The organism is Halodesulfovibrio marinisediminis DSM 17456 (genome assembly GCF_900129975.1).
In the GTDB taxonomy this organism is placed as follows: domain Bacteria; phylum Desulfobacterota; class Desulfovibrionia; order Desulfovibrionales; family Desulfovibrionaceae; genus Halodesulfovibrio; species Halodesulfovibrio marinisediminis.
Genome location: NZ_FSRG01000006.1, coordinates 127672 through 145945, shown reverse-complemented (window position 1 = coordinate 145945; position 18274 = coordinate 127672). Strand labels below are relative to the sequence as shown.

General features: G+C 46.4%; 16 protein-coding genes. 8 read left to right on the top strand and 8 right to left on the bottom strand.

Annotation, left to right across the window (positions count from 1 at the left end; all coding sequences use genetic code 11):
* Positions 1-91 precede the first annotated feature (91 nt).
* The 5 genes from BUR09_RS11955 to BUR09_RS11935 all read right to left on the bottom strand — a co-directional run bounded on the left by BUR09_RS11955 (position 92) and on the right by BUR09_RS11935 (position 5661).
* Positions 92-778 (bottom strand): queuosine precursor transporter, encoded by a 687-nt coding sequence (locus tag BUR09_RS11955; RefSeq protein ID WP_074217182.1) that lies wholly within the window; start codon positions 776-778, stop codon positions 92-94.
* 83 nt (positions 779-861) lie between these two features.
* The gene (locus tag BUR09_RS11950; protein WP_084539467.1) at positions 862-2334 is read right to left on the bottom strand and encodes a GGDEF domain-containing protein; all 1473 of its coding nucleotides are present in this window, start codon (positions 2332-2334) and stop codon (positions 862-864) included.
* A gap of 331 nt (positions 2335-2665) precedes the next feature.
* Complete coding sequence (locus tag BUR09_RS11945; RefSeq protein WP_074217181.1) at positions 2666-3523, bottom strand: esterase/lipase family protein; 858 nt, start codon at positions 3521-3523, stop codon at positions 2666-2668.
* 377 nt (positions 3524-3900) lie between these two features.
* Complete coding sequence (gene traF, locus BUR09_RS11940) at positions 3901-4773, bottom strand: conjugal transfer protein TraF (RefSeq protein ID WP_281248150.1); 873 nt, start codon at positions 4771-4773, stop codon at positions 3901-3903.
* 267 nt (positions 4774-5040) lie between these two features.
* Positions 5041-5661, bottom strand: a complete 621-nt coding sequence (locus BUR09_RS11935) for a MarC family protein (RefSeq protein WP_084539465.1) — start codon at positions 5659-5661, stop codon at positions 5041-5043.
* 174 nt (positions 5662-5835) lie between these two features.
* On the opposite strand from BUR09_RS11935, the gene BUR09_RS11930 reads away from it, so the two are divergent.
* The 5 genes from BUR09_RS11930 (at position 5836) to BUR09_RS11910 (ending at position 10350) form a co-directional block, all read left to right on the top strand.
* Complete coding sequence (locus BUR09_RS11930; protein WP_074217179.1) at positions 5836-6588, top strand: (Fe-S)-binding protein; 753 nt, start codon at positions 5836-5838, stop codon at positions 6586-6588.
* A complete protein-coding gene (locus BUR09_RS11925; RefSeq protein ID WP_074217178.1) occupies positions 6581-8011 on the top strand; it encodes a LutB/LldF family L-lactate oxidation iron-sulfur protein in 1431 nt (476 codons plus the stop codon). The genes BUR09_RS11930 and BUR09_RS11925 overlap by 8 nt, the downstream gene beginning before the upstream one ends.
* The gene (locus BUR09_RS11920) at positions 8004-8669 is read left to right on the top strand and encodes a LutC/YkgG family protein (protein WP_074217177.1); all 666 of its coding nucleotides are present in this window, start codon (positions 8004-8006) and stop codon (positions 8667-8669) included. The genes BUR09_RS11925 and BUR09_RS11920 overlap by 8 nt, the downstream gene beginning before the upstream one ends.
* 450 nt (positions 8670-9119) lie before the next feature.
* Positions 9120-9383, top strand: a complete 264-nt coding sequence (locus BUR09_RS11915) for a DUF1653 domain-containing protein (RefSeq protein ID WP_074217176.1) — start codon at positions 9120-9122, stop codon at positions 9381-9383.
* A 160-nt stretch (positions 9384-9543) separates the two neighbouring features.
* Complete coding sequence (locus tag BUR09_RS11910; RefSeq protein ID WP_074217175.1) at positions 9544-10350, top strand: hypothetical protein; 807 nt, start codon at positions 9544-9546, stop codon at positions 10348-10350.
* A gap of 461 nt (positions 10351-10811) precedes the next feature.
* Here the strand turns inward: BUR09_RS11910 and BUR09_RS11900 are convergent, their stop codons facing one another.
* The gene (locus BUR09_RS11900; RefSeq protein WP_074217173.1) at positions 10812-11207 is read right to left on the bottom strand and encodes a hypothetical protein; all 396 of its coding nucleotides are present in this window, start codon (positions 11205-11207) and stop codon (positions 10812-10814) included.
* Positions 11208-11906: 699 nt separating this feature from the next.
* Here BUR09_RS11900 and BUR09_RS11895 point away from each other — a divergent pair.
* Positions 11907-12506 carry a GNAT family N-acetyltransferase gene (locus BUR09_RS11895; RefSeq protein WP_084539464.1) on the top strand — a complete coding sequence of 200 codons (600 nt, stop codon included), beginning with the start codon at positions 11907-11909 and terminating at the stop codon, positions 12504-12506.
* Positions 12507-13046: 540 nt separating this feature from the next.
* On the opposite strand, the gene BUR09_RS11890 is transcribed toward BUR09_RS11895, so the two are convergent.
* Both BUR09_RS11890 and BUR09_RS11885 read right to left on the bottom strand, forming a co-directional pair.
* The gene (locus BUR09_RS11890) at positions 13047-14378 is read right to left on the bottom strand and encodes an MATE family efflux transporter (protein WP_074217172.1); all 1332 of its coding nucleotides are present in this window, start codon (positions 14376-14378) and stop codon (positions 13047-13049) included.
* 287 nt (positions 14379-14665) lie between these two features.
* Positions 14666-15940 carry a radical SAM protein gene (locus tag BUR09_RS11885; protein WP_074217171.1) on the bottom strand — a complete coding sequence of 425 codons (1275 nt, stop codon included), beginning with the start codon at positions 15938-15940 and terminating at the stop codon, positions 14666-14668.
* 408 nt (positions 15941-16348) lie between these two features.
* On the opposite strand from BUR09_RS11885, the gene BUR09_RS11880 reads away from it, so the two are divergent.
* Positions 16349-16819: a coiled-coil domain-containing protein gene (locus BUR09_RS11880; RefSeq protein ID WP_074217170.1), complete on the top strand. Its 471-nt coding sequence runs from the start codon at positions 16349-16351 to the stop codon at positions 16817-16819.
* Between the two features lie 151 nt (positions 16820-16970).
* Positions 16971-18260, top strand: coding sequence for a phosphomethylpyrimidine synthase ThiC (gene thiC, locus BUR09_RS11875; RefSeq protein WP_074217169.1), 1290 nt, complete (start codon positions 16971-16973; stop codon positions 18258-18260).
* Positions 18261-18274: the final 14 nt, after the last annotated feature.

Sequence of the window (18274 nt, the reverse complement as noted above, 5' to 3'; positions counted from 1 at the left end):
TAGCGTAGCTGGTCTATGATTTAGATAAAAATAAAAAGAGCCCAAGCACCTGAGAGTGCTTGGGCTCTTTTCTACATTAATGTTGCGTTGCTTAGTGCGCGTTTTCCGGAAGCGCAGCGTGAACGCGTCTTGCGAGATAGATAAACGGAGTATCCATCACGGAGACGATGGCTTTAAAGATTACTGTAGTGGCAAGAATCTCAACAAGCACTGGTGTCGGGAATATGCCGTAAAAGGCCACAAGACAGAAGATAGTTGAGTCGAGCAGTTGTGAAACAAGTGTTGAAGCGTTGTTACGCAGCCACAGCATTCTACCGTTTGTTTTTTCTTTCCAGAAATGGAATGCCCATACGTCGTGCATCTGAGATGTGATGTATGCGAGCATGGACGCAACCGCGATACGTGGAAGGAATCCAAAAATTGCTTCCAGATGCGGCTGTGCAAAGTCGTCCGCAGCAGGGGAGAAGTGCAGGGCAACCTGCATGTATGCTGTCATAAGGACGAGGGTTATAAAGCCGAGCAGAACACCTTTTTGTGCTTCGCGTTTTCCGTAGAATTCGCTGAGCATGTCCGTTGCTAAGAAAACACCGGCATACAGAATGTTACCGAGTGTAGTGGTAAGCCCGAACAGTTCTACTGTTTTAATAACTTGAAGGTTACAAATGAGAAGGTTGAAGACAATAACGGCAAACAGGCCGATTCTGCCAAAGAACCTATAGAGCATCAGTGCAATACAGAGATCTGTAATTGCGAAGCTAATCCATAATACTTCGTTCACGACGAATACTCCTTGAAGCGGTTAAAAACCGGGAAAACAGCCCGATTTTTCGGCTCCGTAAATAGGCTCTTATCGTCATGAGGTCAAGTTGCGTAGCCTCCGGCAACCAGCAGGCTATTGTCAGGATAGAGAATGCTTACCTGATTTTTGCCTTCATCTTTTGCACGATAGAGCGCGGCGTCCGCACGGCGGATAATTTCCACTGGCGGCTCTTCATGAGCAATGTCGATGCATGATACGCCAAAGCTTGCAGTAGCGTTAAGTATACCCTTGTCGGTTGCAAAAGCATGCTGCTCTATCTGGCCGCGGATTCGTTCTGCCAAGGCTATCGCATGGCTTGCAGCCGTGCATGGTAATAACACGGCAAATTCTTCCCCGCCGAAACGTGCAATGTAGTCGGACGTACGTAACGATGTACTAAGAATGTTGCTGAATTCTTTTAATACGGCGTCACCGGCAAGGTGCCCGTATGTATCATTAATACGTTTAAAATTGTCAATGTCTGCAATCATCAGACATAAGGAATGCCCGTAGCGTCTATGTCTGGTGTCTTCTTCCTTAATTCGCGCATCAAAATGACGTCTGTTGTAGAGGCGCGTTAAGCCGTCAACATCAGCATTGTGCTGGGCTGCAGTGTACAACATGGCATTATTAAGCCCCAGCGAGAGATGCGAGATTGCAGAACGTAAAATTTGTATTTGATCTTTGCCGAGTTGCGGTTGCTCGTGACACTGAACCAGTACCGCGCCAAATGATACACCGCTGTGTTCGAGGTCAATGGCAAGTAATGTGTCAGAAGAGGGCTCAATGTCTGTTTTCACAGTGCCCATGTAGTTCATGTCTGAGCTGACAACTTTATCACCAAGCAGGCGTTCGGCATGTATTTTGAGTATTTCTGCCCATGCATGGGATACGCTGTTCTTTTCGTTGCTTGCAACGTAGATGGCAGCATGGAGATTTTCTGAGTGCTGCGGAGACCAGCAGATGGCGTTAATTGCTGAAACTGGCAGCAAAGTAACAAGTTCTGTCTGTGCTGCGCGTAAAATTTCTGCCGGATCAAGGTGCTGCGTTACTTTTTCCAGAAATGATACGATAAAGCTGAGCATGTCATTTTTGCGCTCCAGCATTTCGCGTTCCAGACAAATCTCGCGCGTCATGTGCATGATGTCTTGATACAGGTTCTGTGTTTCTACAGCAGAAAGAATTACTTCACGGGCTCGCTCTTTTGTAATCGGCGGTTTGATGATCTCTGTGAAACCACATTCAAGCAGTGATTCGAGTTCTGCAAGATCGTATTTCCCTCCCATGATTAAAATGCGAGATGCAACATCAATATGTCCTCTGGCATTTGATGGAAGTGCTTGAAGCGTATCCCACCCTTGTTTGGAGATCCAGATAAGGCACGGCTCTTCTGCTTCCATCTGGTCAACCGAAGGAGTGACACCGACAGGGAAACAGCTAAGTGCAAATCGATCACCGGCTGCGTGCCGAATGACTTCTGCATCTTCAGTATTAATGCCCAGTCCCCACATGAGCTTCTTAGTATGGCCGTTCACGGTATCCTCCGAAATAATTGCGGCAATAATTGCCGATCAAAAAGATAAAACTGGCGTATATGCAGTTTTAGCAAATTGCGTGCCGAATTGCTTTTTTTGCTGGTGCGCAAGGAGAAAAATGAAAAGAAATGAGAACGGATGAGGGGGGTGGTCAAAATTCTGACTCGCGATGTTGTATGTATACTCAGTATAACGTGGCGAAAATGCTGGCAAGAAAAAACCCCCGCCAGACGGGGGTTTTAAAATATATAGTAATGTATGAAAAACAGATCGAAAGTTGAAACTGATATAAAAAGAATAACAGAAGGTGGTTATGAAAGCGTAAGAAAAATTATTTTGCAAAAAGTTGCTTTGCCGTTTCTCCAACCTGTAAAGCAATGGATTTATCACTTAACATGGCGATGTGGCTTACAGGTTTGGTTCTAATCACATTCCAGCCCTCAGGTGGGGTGGAAACACTTTCCTGCGGTAGAACCATATTGTCTACAGGAGAGTACATCGCAAAGCACGGCAAATTGATAGCGCCTCTTTCTTGTTCACTCTTTTCAATCTGCTGTATCAGTTTGCTCTTAAATTTCAGCTGTTGTCCAAGGGGACGGACGGAAAATGTTGCCAGCTTGCTTCCCAGCATAGGTGTACCAAGGGTAATTACACCGGCAACTTTGTTTGCATGGTGGGAATTGGCTAGCCAGTTTCGTATCAGCAGTCCACCAAGGCTGTGTCCAATCAAGATCGGGCTTGCTTCAGGATATTTCTGGAAGAATTCTTCCATGTAGGCATTCAGCTTGCGGCTAACCTCATCAAAATTGTCCCCGCTTGAGTAATAGAAAGCTGCACAGTTCGTGAGACCAATCATCTTGAACCAGTGCCGATATAGAACCCATGCTGAGCTGTTATGGAATAAGCCGTGAATCATTATAATTGGTGAATCTGCACTGGTAGGCTGCTTAGGACGTTTTCTCCAACAGCATTGCGATACTGTACCGTATAGGAAGATGCTAACGGTAAAAAACAGTGCCTTGAGAGCCGTAAGAAAGCCGAGCCAGACAGCGTGGAGTGCCTCCTTGCGTGAGGAAAACAGGCTGTCGAGACGTGGTTCGTGCTCGTACCAATAGAGAAAGTAGGACGTAAGCGCGATGAATATACATATCAGAACAACAACAAGTAGGAATACGGAAAGTAATGTCATATCTGTGCCTGCTTTTGGGGGAGTGTTATGCCTCTGGCGGGCGGTGCGTTGCCCTTACACCCCGCGAGAGGTGTGTTCTCTCGATTGCGATTAGGGCTTTGAAAATTTGGTGGATACGAAACAGTCTCAGCTTTGATGGTGACTCGTAAGGGTGAGGCTGCCTTCTTGTTAGATTAATAAGGAAAATGTTTGATTGAAAGTGTTTTGAAGCGTTACTGACGCATTTTGAGAAAAGAAGTCAAGTTAGAGGCACAGTTAAAGTAGTTTTGATAAGAAAAAAGCCCCACCTGATATCAAGGTGAAGTGGCTTATCTTCACGCTTAGTTATCAGGTGGGGACTTTAATGGCTTATGTATTGATCGAGTTATCTGACGTTATTAAAAGGTGAAACCTACTTCTACAGCTCCACCATATACGCCGCTTCCACCGTATGAACCCGCTACATCGATATGGAATGCGCCAAATGGAGAGAATCCGAGACCAGCTGTGACTGTGCCTGGAATAGTTCCGAGCATGTCGGTTCGGTAGCCGGCACGAAGCTGAATCCAGTCAAAGGCATTTAATTCTGCACCGACACTGACAAACTGAGTGTCGTCGAAAGAGTTGTTAAAGTCGTTAATTGTGCCGGTAACATCATCAAAACGTTCGCGTTTTGTGAGTTCGACATCAGCAGAAAGAGTAATCCACTCAACAGGGGTATAGGCGGTTCCTACTGTAACCATCGGGTTAAGTTTGTAGTCTCCTTTTACAGTGGATAATCCTTTATCGTTCCCCTTAATATCAAAGGTCTTCGGGATCAGGTTCTGAGCAGTAACAGCAAATGTTACATCATATTTTGTGTCAAAAGCGATTCCGATATCAACGTTGCCTGTAAAATCAGAGTCCTTAAAGTCATCCCATTTGACGTCGTCGCTATCAAAGGAGTCGACTTTCTGTACGTACTTCATTGTGCGTACTTCCTGAAGTTTCGGACTAACGCCAACATATAGATCACCATACTTCGTAGGGAGTTTTTTAGCTAAGGTCACTCCGTATTCGGTGATATTAAATAAAAATGCACCACCCTGTGATTCTACTGGGTTGCCCGCAATTGCATTGGCAATATCAGCATCAATATTTCCAATATCCCCAAACCCAAATGAATCAACGTGAGTAACTGCAAAAAAGCCGAATGTTAGCAAGTCGGCAGGGATAATAACCGATGTACCCACACTCGCTTGAGCATTGAAAAGTAAAAAATGTAAGAAAATTATGTGTGGATAAGCATCGTAAAGTGTCTTGATGGTTTCTTTTATTTAAGAATAACATCACATAGTAGCTTTGTACTATTTGTTAATAATATACAATATGAGTTAAAAAGACTTACTGCGTGCAAAAAGGTCTTGTTTGCAATTTTGGATGTGGAGGGACTGTTTAGTGGTTTGTAAACACTGTTTAAAATCATTAGTTTTGCAGGCACAAAAAAAGCCAGAACAGAAGTTCTGGCTTTTTTTATTCAACTTGCGCTGTGAGACAGACTAGAAAAGGAAATTTTTAATACCTGTGAACACAATTTGTGCGGAGAGGGCGGAGAGAATGAGTCCGCTGATCTTACTCATGATGGAGAGTCCGATAGTGCCGATGAGGCGCTGAATTTGCGGAGCCACGCAGAGCAGAAATCCAACGGAGAGGATGGCTGCAAGTAGACCAAAGCTACTTGCGATACGGGTTGTCGTATCGGTGATCTGTGCGCCCATAATGAGCAGGGTACCGATGGTTGCAGGGCCGATTACAACGGGGATAGCGAGCGGAACAACACTGATGTCGCTGTCGTCGTCGATGTCGTTAGGGTTTTTAATTGGTGCTTTTGTTCCCTGAATAAGGTGTACGGCAGAAAGGAACAACAGCGCGCCTGCGCCAATTCGGAACGCATCCAGTGTGATGCCGAAGATGGCGAACAGTGTGTTACCGAAATAGAACAGCGTGAAAGCTGCAACGATAACTGCAAATGTTGTGCGGAGTGCAGTTTTGAGTTGTCTATCCTTCGGCATGTCAGCTGTGAGAGCCAAAAACATACTGATCACGAAGAATGGTGTCAGAATGAAAAAAAAGTTGATGTAGGTCTCAGTAAAGGTGGTGAGCATTGATGATGTTGGCATAGTGTACCTGCTATAAAAGACAATAACGTTGCTGGGTGGTAGTCTAAAAAATGCTAATCGTGCAAAAAGTGTGATGACGCTTGTATGCCTGTTCGGTTAACTAATCAAGAGTTTTTTAAGTTAATAAAAAGATAACGTTTACAGTTGATTAAGCTCAAGAGCGAAGGGTGGAACATGAAGAAAGTCAGCACGGCAAAAACACCGGTTTATTTCTTTGGAACGTGTCTTGCGGATATGATGTTTGCAGAGTCTGCAATGGCAGCAATTCGCCTTATAGAACGCGAAGGATACGAGGTTGTGTACCCTATGGAGCAAAGCTGTTGTGGGCAGCCAGCTTATAACTCCGGTTTTCCAGAAGAAGCGAAAGAGGTTGCTTGGAAGCAGGTGCAGCTTTTTTCAAAGCATGACTATCCGATTGTTGTGCCGTCCGGTTCCTGTGCGGGCATGATGAAAGTGCATTACCCGAAACTTTTCAAAGATTCGCCCGATCTTTTCATAGTGAAGCGCTTCAGCGAAAGAGTTGTTGAGTTGACCACGTTCTTGCACCAGTATGCGAACGCTGAATATCAGGATAGAGGCGCGCCGGTTAAGGTTACATGGCATTCGTCGTGTCATGCTATGCGCGAAGCAAATTGCATTGCAGATTCTAAGGCGCTGATTGCTCAGCTAAGTAATGTGGAACTGATTGAGCTTGAGCGCGAACGTGAGTGTTGCGGTTTTGGCGGCACATTCTCCATTAAGCAGCCGGAAATCTCAGGTGCCATGGTTTCCGATAAAGTTGCAGACGTGGTTGCAACCGGTGCATCTGTAGTACTGAGTGGTGACTGTGGATGCTTGATGAATATTACAGGCCACATGGAAAAAGAAAACATCAGGGTAAAGGGTCAGCATATAGCGGAATTTATCTGGGAGCGTATCAATGGCTAGCAACGAGAAGTTCAATTTTGCGCAAAGCGTGGCAGAGGCGCTGGCGGACAGCCAGCTACGGGCTAACTTCCGTTTCGCTACGGATACCCTCATCCAGCGGCGTAGCACTGTGTTTGCAACGCAGGAAGAAACCGACTTCCTGCGTGATGTGGGCAGTGCCTTGAAAAAAGATGTGCTTGCCAACCTTCCGGATCTACTGGAACGGTTTGAAGCGCAGTGCGTTAATAACGGCATTGTTGTTCATTGGGCAGAAACAGCCAAGGACGCCAACGAAATCATCCTTTCTATTCTGAATGAAAAGGGAGCTAAGAAAGTGGTGAAAGGCAAGTCCATGGCGTCGGAAGAAACTCACCTCAACGCTTATCTTGAAGAGCATGATAAGGAAGTTGTAGAAACAGACTTCGGCGAATTCATCATTCAGCTGTGCAACGAACCTCCATCCCATATTATTGTTCCTGCCGTACATAAGAACAGAAAGCAGATTGCAGAAGTGTTGGCAACGCATGTTGAAGGCATGGAGTACACGGAAGATGTGGACGTAATGCTGGCAAATGTGCGTAGTACCTTGCGTGAGCATTTTAAGACTGCAGATGCTGGTATTTCCGGTGTTAACTTTGGTATTGTTGAGACAGGAACTCTGTGTCTTGTAGAGAACGAAGGTAACGGGCGCATGTGCACCACAGTTCCGCCGCTCCATATTGCCCTGATGGGTATTGAAAAGCTTGTGGAGAATGTGGAAGACATTCCTGCTATCTATAGGCTGCTATGCGGCTCCGCTACGGGGCAGCGCATTACTACCTATTTTAATATGATCTCAGGTCCTCGTAAGAAAGACGAGCGTGACGGACCTACGGAAGTGCATTTGGTGCTTCTGGACAACGGGCGTTCAAGAATTGTGAACGACCCTCAGCTTGGTGATGTTCTCAAGTGTATCCGTTGCGGAACCTGTTTGAACCACTGTCCGGTATTCACACGCATTGGCGGGCATGCATACGGCTCTGCCTATCCGGGACCTATTGGTGAAATTCTCGTGCCGCAGCTTGAAGGGTTGAACCCTAAAGGTGCTATTGCAACCGCATCATCTCTCTGTGACGCTTGTGCGGAAGCATGTCCGGTGCGTATCCCGATTCCTGAAATTATTCGCCGTATGCGTGACGAAAGTTACGGTAACAGCGCAACTGCTGGCGTTGCTGGGCACGGCTACAAAAAGAACTGTATAGAAAGTATGGTCTGGCGCGGCTGGCAATGGTCACAGACATCCCCGTTCATGAACAGGATGATGCTGAAAGGGCTTGCGATGTTCGGCAAGTGGATTCCGGTTGCAGGACCACTAAAATCTTGGATGAGTGTTCGCAGTAAGCCGCAGTTCGGGAAAAACAGTCTCAAAGACTTGGTGAAGAAAGAGGGGGTGCGCCATGAGTAGCAGTGCAGAAAGCAGAGAACGCATTTTAGGTCGGTTGTACAACGCACAGCAGTATGGTCGGGATGCCTATGTTCCACAGAAAAAAGAGTGGAACATTAAAAATCGCGCAAAAGATAAAAATATTGCTGAGTTCATTGAGCGTATGAGTGCCGTACGGACAGAAGTATATCGTACCAAGGGTACAGAGTGGGTTGCGGAGCTGCAAAAGCTTGTAGAAGAGCGCGGGCAGAAAACCTTACTGCATTCTCCGACCACCCCTACAGGAAAGGCTTTGGCAGATAGCTGGAAGAAGAAAAGTTCCTGCCAGCTCATTACGTGGGAAGGCGATGTTGAAGACTATAAAGATGACCTCTTTGATTGCGACGGTGCCGTAACGGGATGTATTGGCGGCATTGCGGAGTCCGCAGCCGTTATTTTGTGGCCTACACCGGAAGAGCCGCGGCTGATGTCCATTGTTCCGCCGTTGCATGTTGTTGTGGTAGAAGCAGACAAAATATACACATCGTTTCAGGATGCCATTAAAAAGCTGAAGTGGAATATTGAATTTCCAACTAATGCTTTATTGATCTCCGGTCCTTCCAAGACAGCGGATATTGAGTTGATTCTTCAGTTCGGAGTACATGGACCTACAGATCTGATAGTGTTTATCACAGAGTAGATACAGGATGAAAAGCATTACGTAATAATGCTTGCCGAGTAGAGTGGGTAGACATGTTGTAATCTGTAAAATTCTGCTCTTGAACTGCAAAAAATCAGGAAATTACTAGCAACATAAAAAGCCGAATCCGTACAGGTGGTTAGCTTGTTCAGGGTTTGGCTTTTTTGTATCCAGTTTTCTCTTTGGATATCGAAAGACGCTTGGAAGTACTGATGATCAGCGGTTGCGGGCATTAGAAGCATGTCAGTTAAGTTTTACTTGCAGACTTTACAAGAAGTATACTGCGAGGGTATTCTAAGAGCACGGTTTGGTGTGTAAAGGGCAAAATAATTACCTTGAATATCGACCGTGTTCTTTTTTTTCTTGTCAAAATTGTGACGGTCTTTTTCTGGATGCACAATAATACCAGATTGTTAGAGCTGTTGAAGTTGCTGAATGGAGTGAGGCTACATGTACTACAGGCATTTCAAAGGAAAGTTCTATCAGACTGTTGCAGAAGCGCTTGATACAACAACAGAGGAAGTCGTTGTTATTTATCGAACGCTCTACGCAAGTGATCACGTATGGTTCACGCGGCCAGCGGCGGAATTTTATGGGGAAAAAGAGTTGGCAGACGGAACACATGTGAAGCGGTTTGCACCAGTAGAGAAAGATCAGTTGCCGCATGAAGTACAGGAGTATCTCAAAAAGCACCCTGTACAGGGCTTTCTATAACGTGTTTAAAAATTCGTTTCACCTATAAAAATCAGGGCATTGAACTGCACTCAAAGTTTTTTTTCTTTTTTACATGCTTGAAAAAAACAGTTCAGTCCTGTAGCAAGTCCTTGACTGTAAAGAAATCAGCACTCTGTTGCTGCAGGAGGAAGATAGGATAATGAGCGAAACCGAAAACGATACCCAGAAAAAGAGCATGCACTCGTTTGCAGCAGGCAGTTTGGGGGCCGTGCTGAACGAGAAAGAAAAAAAGTCTCTTCTTACATACATTGCACTCGGTATCATTATTGTTGAATGTGTAGTGACTGTAGTCGCTATTCTTCACGGTGTTACTAACCTGCATCCGACAGCTGATGGGAACATGGAGTACCTTTTCCCTTGGAAAGCGTACCTTGTAGCTGTCTTGCTCGCTCCAATTGCAGTAATGTTCATTATTCAGATTATCGGTATGGGCTTTAACCGTTTTATCAACGGTGACCCGGTGATGACTGAGGTTGACAATGAACATATTCCTGAAAAAATGCGAAACTGGATCCATCTTATCAATGGCATGCCAACAACTATCCTGCTCGCAGGGTTCCTGTTTGTCGGTATGTTGCTGTATAATATGGATATTATTATCGACTTTGTCCTAAAGCTCGGTCAAGCTGCGGCGGAGCTCGCCATCTGGATCAGTGTCGGTCTGGTAGCAGCATGGATCGTAAGCTATGTGTGCAAAATGTACTTTATGTACCGCACGCGCCGAGTCGCTGAAGAGTACGCATTCCGTCGTGAAGTGCTCGAACGCACCGGCATCGCCATCATCGACCAGAAAACTGCAATCACTGCAGACGGTCGTATGCTTATTGCAGATTCAAGCCTTGATGGCAGAAAACCTATCGACATCAGCCCTGAAAATGCAGTTGAAGGTGGTACTGTTGTCGAACCTAAATCTCTCCCGCCGTCTCAGGCGGATAAGTTGTTATAACAACGTGAACACAAAAAGCCCTCGCATCTGCGGGGGCTTTTTTTTTGCTTTTTTCTGTTTGCCTCCGGCGGCCAGAGAACCTTTTTGAAAAAAGGCTTCTCTGGACTCTCCAAAAACTTTTAGGAGCGAATAACATCCGTTTTTTGCGATGTTGGTAGCCGCGAGGAAACTACCTATTAGCTGATAACAGTAATCGCTGTGATAAGGTCGTGATGCATTAGTATTACTATCATTTTTTAACGACAAGCAGTGCTTGTCCGTTATTGTTAGGGCAGGGTGGCCTCCTTGCGGCTATCAACAACTTAAAAAAGGAACCCTTTCGCCTTTAAAAGTTTTTGGAGATTTTTAAGAACCTTTCTACAGAAAGGTTCTTAAAGCCCCGCTGGCAAGCGTCGTCGGAACGGTAGCCGTTCTTGAGGAACGAAAGATTACGGATAGCGATAGCAAAGCGACTAAACAGATTAGCGCTTACGGTATTTTTTATGAGCTTGGATTGTTGCGGCGAGAGATCCGATAAGGGCAAAGGCACCTTGAACGAGGTCGTTTCTGGTCAGATTGCCGTCAGTCGGGGTGTTGAAGAAAACGGAGAGCGTGCTGAGGGTGAAGAGCGGCAGCCAGAAGCAGCAGAGGACATAGGCTGTTAAGAGCTTGGCTCTGGGGATGAGGCGTGTAGCCACAAAGACGAGCATGGCACCGCCAGCGAGTGGGGCGAAGACTCTGTCATAGATAAAGGCTCCGGCAAGATGGATGCTCAGCAGGCGAAAGATAAGACTGAAGGCATACATAATCCCGAAGAAAAGCGGGATAAGGAGCAGCCAACGTAGCCATTCTGGAAGTCTTTCGTATGCATCAAACATATTTTTCTCAATATTGTGGTTGGCTACAGTAGGGGGGATTTAGAGTGTTGAGTGGTGCGCGTTGGAAGCGATGTTAGCGAATTGCTGTGTGTGAATGATTAGCCACTCTACAAAGATAGTATGCTTGAGGTAGTCTGTTCAGCAATTCTAATTTGTTTATGTGTAGTGAATTATCAATGGTGCTGTGCAGCATATGTAGCGGTAACTGTTTATAACGTGGTTGTGTGTGCTAAAAGTTTGGTAAGGGTGCGGCGTATGACGGTGGCACTTCATGGTTTTATGTGATTATTTTGAAGTTATTGAACAATGTTTACGTTTCAGACTTTGGTTGATTGACATATAAATTTACGCGGTGTAGCAGGGGGCATCTTAACTACATCCAAAGAGGTTTTTTTGATTAAAATTCAGATGGATATTGTAAAGCTGGTTGTTAGCGAAAGCCGCAACCAGTAGGCGTTTGGGCAGACGTAGAGCACATGGAACGGCTACTACGTCTGGTTTGTAACAACTACTTATCACGCTTAATACTGGATATGCTCCAATTCTGTTGGGGCAGACTTGTTGTTTTCGTTTAGCAACCACTTGTTTGCGTATGTTCTTGAGGCAGTAAGAACAACAACTGTTGTTCGTCATACCTGATGTTACTTGTTGGATGAGATTCTTATAGAATACTCGTTTCCACACTCAAGGAGTGGATTCATGCTGATTAGAAACGAACAAAAAGACGACGCTGGTCGTATATCCCAGATACACTATGCTGCCTTTAACGGGCATCCAATGCATGCACCCGGTGCAGAACCCTTTGAGCATCTTATCGTAGAATATTTACGTGCGTTTGATGCATTGACTCTTTCGCTGTTGGCGGAAGAAGACGGAGAAGCAGTAGGGCATATTGCCATATCTCCTGCAATCGTCGGGAAAGACAGTGAAGGGTGGTTTTTGCTTGGTCCTGTTGGCGTTCTTCCCGATCGACAAAAGAGCGGGGTCGGTTCTGCATTAATTCGTGAAGCGTTGCAGCTGATGCAGGAGATGGGCGCAAAAGGCATAGTTTTGGTAGGTTCACCTGAGTATTACAACCGTTTTGGTTTTAAGAGTCTGTCGGGGCTTACGTACTCTGGGGTGCCAGACCAGTTTGTTCTTGGTTTGTCTTTTACTGAAAATGCCCCGCAGGGCGAAATCATCGCACATGAAGCGTTTACTCGACAACATTCGTGTACGAAGCCTGAAAGGGAGGTGAGTGAATCCCCTCGTGGAATGCGTCACTACCTTTCTGTAAGCAGGTCGTTACGTTCACGCTAACTTACTCCGTTGGGTTCCCTTGTTGTAGTAATATGAAAGACCAACTCACTCTTTCAGTTGTTATGGGTGATCAACGCCGGGGAATAGAGTGTGTGACCATAAAAGACGAGCACAGGATGCACGTCGAACCACTGGCAATTATGCTTTAACACTGAATAGCAAAGGGCTGTCCTTACATAAGGACAGCCCTTTTTTTGTAGGAAATTGCTGACGTTACAGTCCGTGAGTTTTAGAGGATATATGTGTTGGCATCGTGTAGTATAAATTGCCGAAATAACCTGTTGTAATTACAGGAAGACGATAACCCCTGATGTTACCGACTCTGAAAGGTAATTTCCTCGCGGCTACCAACGTCGTAAAAAACGGATGGTGCTCGCTTCTAAAAGTTTTTGGAGAGTCCAGAGGACCTTGTTTCAACAGCGGTAGCTGTTCTCGAGGAACGAGGGATTACAGATAGCGACAGTGTAACAGGTTCTTTGGCCGCCGGAGGCAAATGTCGTCGGAGACAGTCCAGCAGGATAACCGAAGACACCTCGCAGCTTATGCTTTGGTCAACTGCCAGCAACGGTAACAACCGAGGGCGGAGCGTATGAGCATCATACCGCCGGTTGCGAGCCAAATCCACAGGAGCGGCTGTAACGGCTGAACTGTTGTTATGAGCCCGATGAATCCGATACCGATGATGCAGGAAATGCACATGGCATTTCGGGTAAATGCGAAGTCTCCGATCCCCCAAAGGATGCCGTCTGTTGCGTAGGAGAGCGAGTTGGTTGGCTGTGAAAGCGCTACGACTGTCCATGCAGGGAAGAATACAGCCCAAGATTCTGTTGGGATGAGAAATTTTGCGAACAGGTCTGCTCCGGCAATCATGAGTCCGCCTGTAATTATGCCTGTGATGAAGCTGTATTTAAAGGTTTGACGGATGACCTGTTTGATCATTGTGTTGTCATTTTTGCCTTTGAAGTAGCCTGTGAGACTTTGGCCTGTGATGGCAAAGGTGTCGAGCAGCAGAGTGTTGAATACTACGAACTGACGGATACCCTGATGCGCTGCACCCTCGATGGCCCCAGCTTGTGTTGCTGTACGTGTGCAGTAGAGCAGGAACGCGATGACCAGCCCTGTGCGGACGGTCATGTCCCAGCCGATGGAGAGTAGACGTTTGCAGCGAGGCAGATCAAATTTTGGAGTGAGTTGTAGTTTTTTGTGTAACGCGTACAGGGTGATTGCCATGCCGACATATTGACTTATGGTAGTCGCCAGTGCGGCACCTGCAACCCCAAGCTCTGGGAACGGACCGATGCCGAAGATGAGTAGCCAGTCGAGAAGCACGTTGAGTGCGTTGACGATGGTGGTCACGACAAGCGGCGTACGCATATCTTGCAGACCACGGAAAATGCCGAAGGCAGCCATCGTGAAGAGCACTGCGGGACCACCTGCAAGCCTGCACGTCATGTAGCTGATGGACAGATTTTGCATGGCGCCTTCTGCGCCCATGAATTGCGAGATTTGCGGCAGGAACAGTAACGGCAGTAACCACGCAATAAGCCCGATTGCTAATGCAAGCAGGAGGGCGGTGCTTGCTGTGATGGATGTTGTTTTTTTGTTGTCTGCACCGATACAGTGAGAAATTTCTGTCTGTGTGCCGATTCCAAGAAAGTTGAAAATCCAGAATGCGGAGGTAAGCACCATGGTGCCGATGCCGAGTGCTGCAAGAGGCTCGGTGCCGAGGGTTGCAACGAAGGCGGTATCAACAAGACCGGTAAGCGGCTCTGCAATGAGGGACAACAGAACTGGAATCGACATGCTTGCAAATGTCTTTGCAGGTGCATTTTTGTAAGCATGTTCGTTTAATTTTTCAGCAGAGGTGCTCATGCGTCGTTACTCCAAAAATCAATACAAAAATAGGTCTCGTGCTGTGATAGGCGACATATAACTTGATACAGCGCTGTCAACTTTTCTCACTATACACGAAAGGTAATCCCCTTGCGGCTACCAACTCTTTTTAGAACGGGCTTTCCTCGCTCCTAAAAGTTTTAGGAGAGTCCAAAGGACCCTTTTCCAAAAGGGTTCTTTGGCCGCCGGAGGCAAAAAAGAGCGTAAAAGTAAAAAAGTCTGCATCCAGTACCTCGGATGCAGACTTGATGTGTACAGTTGTAACGTTAGTCTTCTTCGACAAACGGGTTGAAGTACCCGAAGTCAATCCAAGGACAGGCTTTTTTGAGTCTTTTCTTGAAGAAGGTAAAGCCCATGCTTGCGCCGAAATCGATATCGTTGAGCAGTTCCAGATACATTTCAGGGTCGATGTTCAGGTTGCGCAGCTGAATGAAGTCGAGCTTTGTGTCCGTAATAAGGTTTACCAGCGCTTCAAATTCCGGCTCGGAATCTGTTATGCCAGGGAAATAAAGCAAGTTGAGGGAAACCCATTTGTTGCGTGCTTTTGCTTCCAGAATGGACTGTTTTACGTCTGCAAAACAGTACCCGTTCGGACGGTAGTAGAGGTTGTACACTTCTTCACGGGCAGAGTTAAGACTCACTCGGATGGATGACAAGCCTGCGTCACAAAGTTTTGCCACTTTGTCCGGCAGGGAAGCGTTGGTGTTCATGTTAATGGTACCGCGTCCGCCTTCTGCACGGAACATGGTAATCGCTTCGGTGATCATGTCTGCCTGAGTCAACGGCTCGCCTTCACAACCCTGACCGAATGAGAAGATTGGCTTTTCGGTTTCGTTGGCTGCATGGTGGCGCATTACGCCGCATACTTCTTCCGCAGTCGGGGTAAAGTCCAGACGATCCTGCGGGGAAGCACAGATTTTGGAACTGTCATCCTGAAAAGAAATACAGCCGATGCAGCGGGCGTTGCAGGTGCGGGACGTAGGCAGTGGTGCCTCGTAACGACCGATTGCAAGGTTCTTCGCTGCAGGACAGGAGTACTTGAGCACACATTTATTCATGATGTGCTGCATGAGGCGGTTTTCTTTGTAGTCTTCTAAAATTTTGTGCGCAAACCGGTTAATCTTTTTGCCGGAGAATCCACGGAAAACCTGACGTACATCCTGATCTACCTTTTTTGCTGCAACATAAAATTTGCCGTTGGCATAGCCGACAGCGCCGTATGCAAACAGCGGAAGGGTAGGAGCGTCTTCGTCGGTTTGATAGGCAGCATGGGCTGTAATGGTGTGTGCAGGCGCAACAAACGCTGCTACAGCAAATTCTTCCATCTGCTCAACTTCACCGTCTTCCGGATCAAGTCCAAGGGCGCGGCGGCCTGGCATCATGAATATGTCACTGCCTTCAGGAAGCGGCATCAGTTCATCCGGACGCGGCTGAGCAAGGTCATTGCCACGGCGGCACAGCATAAGCAGTTCTGGATGATCGTAAATATTACCGTCTTTATCTGCCACAAGAAGCCTTGGGCGAATTTTTGAAGAAGCCATTGTATCTCTCTATAATAAAATCAGACGTTGGCGTCTGTGTAGTGAAATTGTTTGAGTGGGTGTGTCATACATAAAAGTGTAGGTGCTGGCAAAAAGTACTTTTTTGGTCTACTTTTGGCCTCGGCAGGAAAAAAAATTATTTATATGCCCTTAAGTTAGTTGAAGATGACCCGATAGGTGTTTCAGGTTGCTTGTATCTAATGCACACGGTGTGTGAAAATGTATATGTTTATTCACGGTTAACCGCATATAATTTTGAGCGGTGACGCTTTTGTAGCCTTGCTGCAATGTTTGAATAATGGCTGGACATGCATGGTATGCCTTCGGCTGTTTTGCGTAAGTTCATGGTTCTAGCTGGGCGTACTTCGGTAAGCATATTAGAGTTGTTTTTTAATGGAGCCACATTGTATGGAATTTTCGTTTTTTATTGTTCTGGCGTGTGGTGTCACTTTGATTCTTATTCTTTTGTCAGTGCTGAAAAAGTATAATGATCTGCGTGATACGCTTGCAAGGCTGGAAACAGAAAACAATAGCATGGAAATGAAAAAGAACGCCTATGAAGCAGAAATAGGCGCTCTGAGTGAGCGAATCGCAGAGTATACAAAAGAATATATGCTGCTTGAACGAGAACTCGCAGAATCCCGTCAGGTGGAAAATGAGCGTGCTCTGGAACAGGAACGCTATAAATATATGTCATTTACAGAATACCTGATCTCCCAAGGGCACATTAATGAAGATGATGTAACTAAGGCAGAAATATATAAGAAAAAAAATGTCAGCTCTATGAGCGTGGCAGAAGTGCTTGTGCTGTTTAATCGAATACCCTCTGATGATATGAAGATATATCGTGAAGAGTTTAGAGCTGTTACAGGCCAATAGCGGTCATACTTATTTCAATGCATAGCGGCGTAGAGAATTTTTACATAAAAAATTCTCTACGCCGCTTGCTAATTGTGCAACATTCGTTTGTAATAGTGAGGTTGTTGTTTGTTCCATTGCTCTTTCTACCTACCCATTAGGAAGTGACATCATGTCTATTTTAGCAAAAAACACGGCTCTTGCCGGGTTGCTTGAAGCACATATTGATGAGTTAGTAAAAAAAGAGCGTTTGGAAGCTGATGTTATCAAGCAGGCTATTGAGAATGGTACTATGGTACTCCTCGGTAACCCTGAGCACCCTGAGGTAACTCCGACGCTGGTCGGTCAACCAGCGTCTGTTAAAGTTAACGCCAACATCGGTACCTCTCCGTTGAAAAACGATTTCCGCTGCGAAATGGTTAAGCTGCAAACTGCCATTAAAGCAGGCGCGGATACCGTGATGGACTTATCCATCGGTGGTGACCTTGATGAGATCAGAAGAAATATGGTTTCTTCTACCAAGCTTCCTCTTGGTACTGTTCCAATGTACGCGGTTGCGCAGAAATATCTCGATAGCGACCGTGATCCTGCGGACATCAAGCCGGAAGAGTTGTTTGAAGAAATCGAAAAGCAGGCAAAGCAGGGCGTAGACTACATGACCGTTCACTGCGGTCTCACCATGCGCGGTGCTGAGTTTGCTACTAATGGCAGCCGTACCATGGGCATTGTTTCCCGTGGCGGTTCCATCCTTGCTCGTTGGATGCTGAAAAACGGTAAGGAAAACCCGCTTCTCACTGGATACGATCGTATTCTTGAGATTGCACGCAAGTACAACGTGACTCTTTCCCTTGGCGATGGTCTTCGCCCTGGTGCTGGCACCGATGCTGGTGATGCAGCACAGTGGGAAGAAGTTATGGTTCTCGGTCAGCTCGCTAAACGCGGCCTCGAAGCTGGTGTTCAGTGCATGATCGAAGGACCGGGACACGTTCCATTAAGCGAAGTTGAAGCACAGATTATCAGCATTAAGAAGCTCACCCACGGCGCACCGTTGTACGTTCTTGGACCGCTCGTTATCGACAGCAGCCCAGGTTACGACCACATCGCAGGCGCAATCGGTGGTGCAATCGCTGTTAAAGCTGGCGTAGACTTCCTTTGTTACCTGACTCCGGCGGAACACCTTACCCTGCCAAGCATCGAAGATGTGCACGCAGGCGTTATGGCGTCCCGTATCGCAGCTCAGGCTGCAGAAGCTACCATGGGTAGACCAGCAGCTGTAGAACGCGAAATCGGTATCTCCCGTGCGCGTAAAGCTCTCGATTGGGAAGGCATGAAAAACCTTGCTCTCGATCCGGAAATGGTTGAAAAGCGTAGAGAAGAACACAAAGATAAACGCGAATGCGCCATGTGCGGCAAGTTCTGCGCTTACAAGATGATCGAAGAAGATCCTCAGAGTTCTAACTAATCTCGCACCTAAAA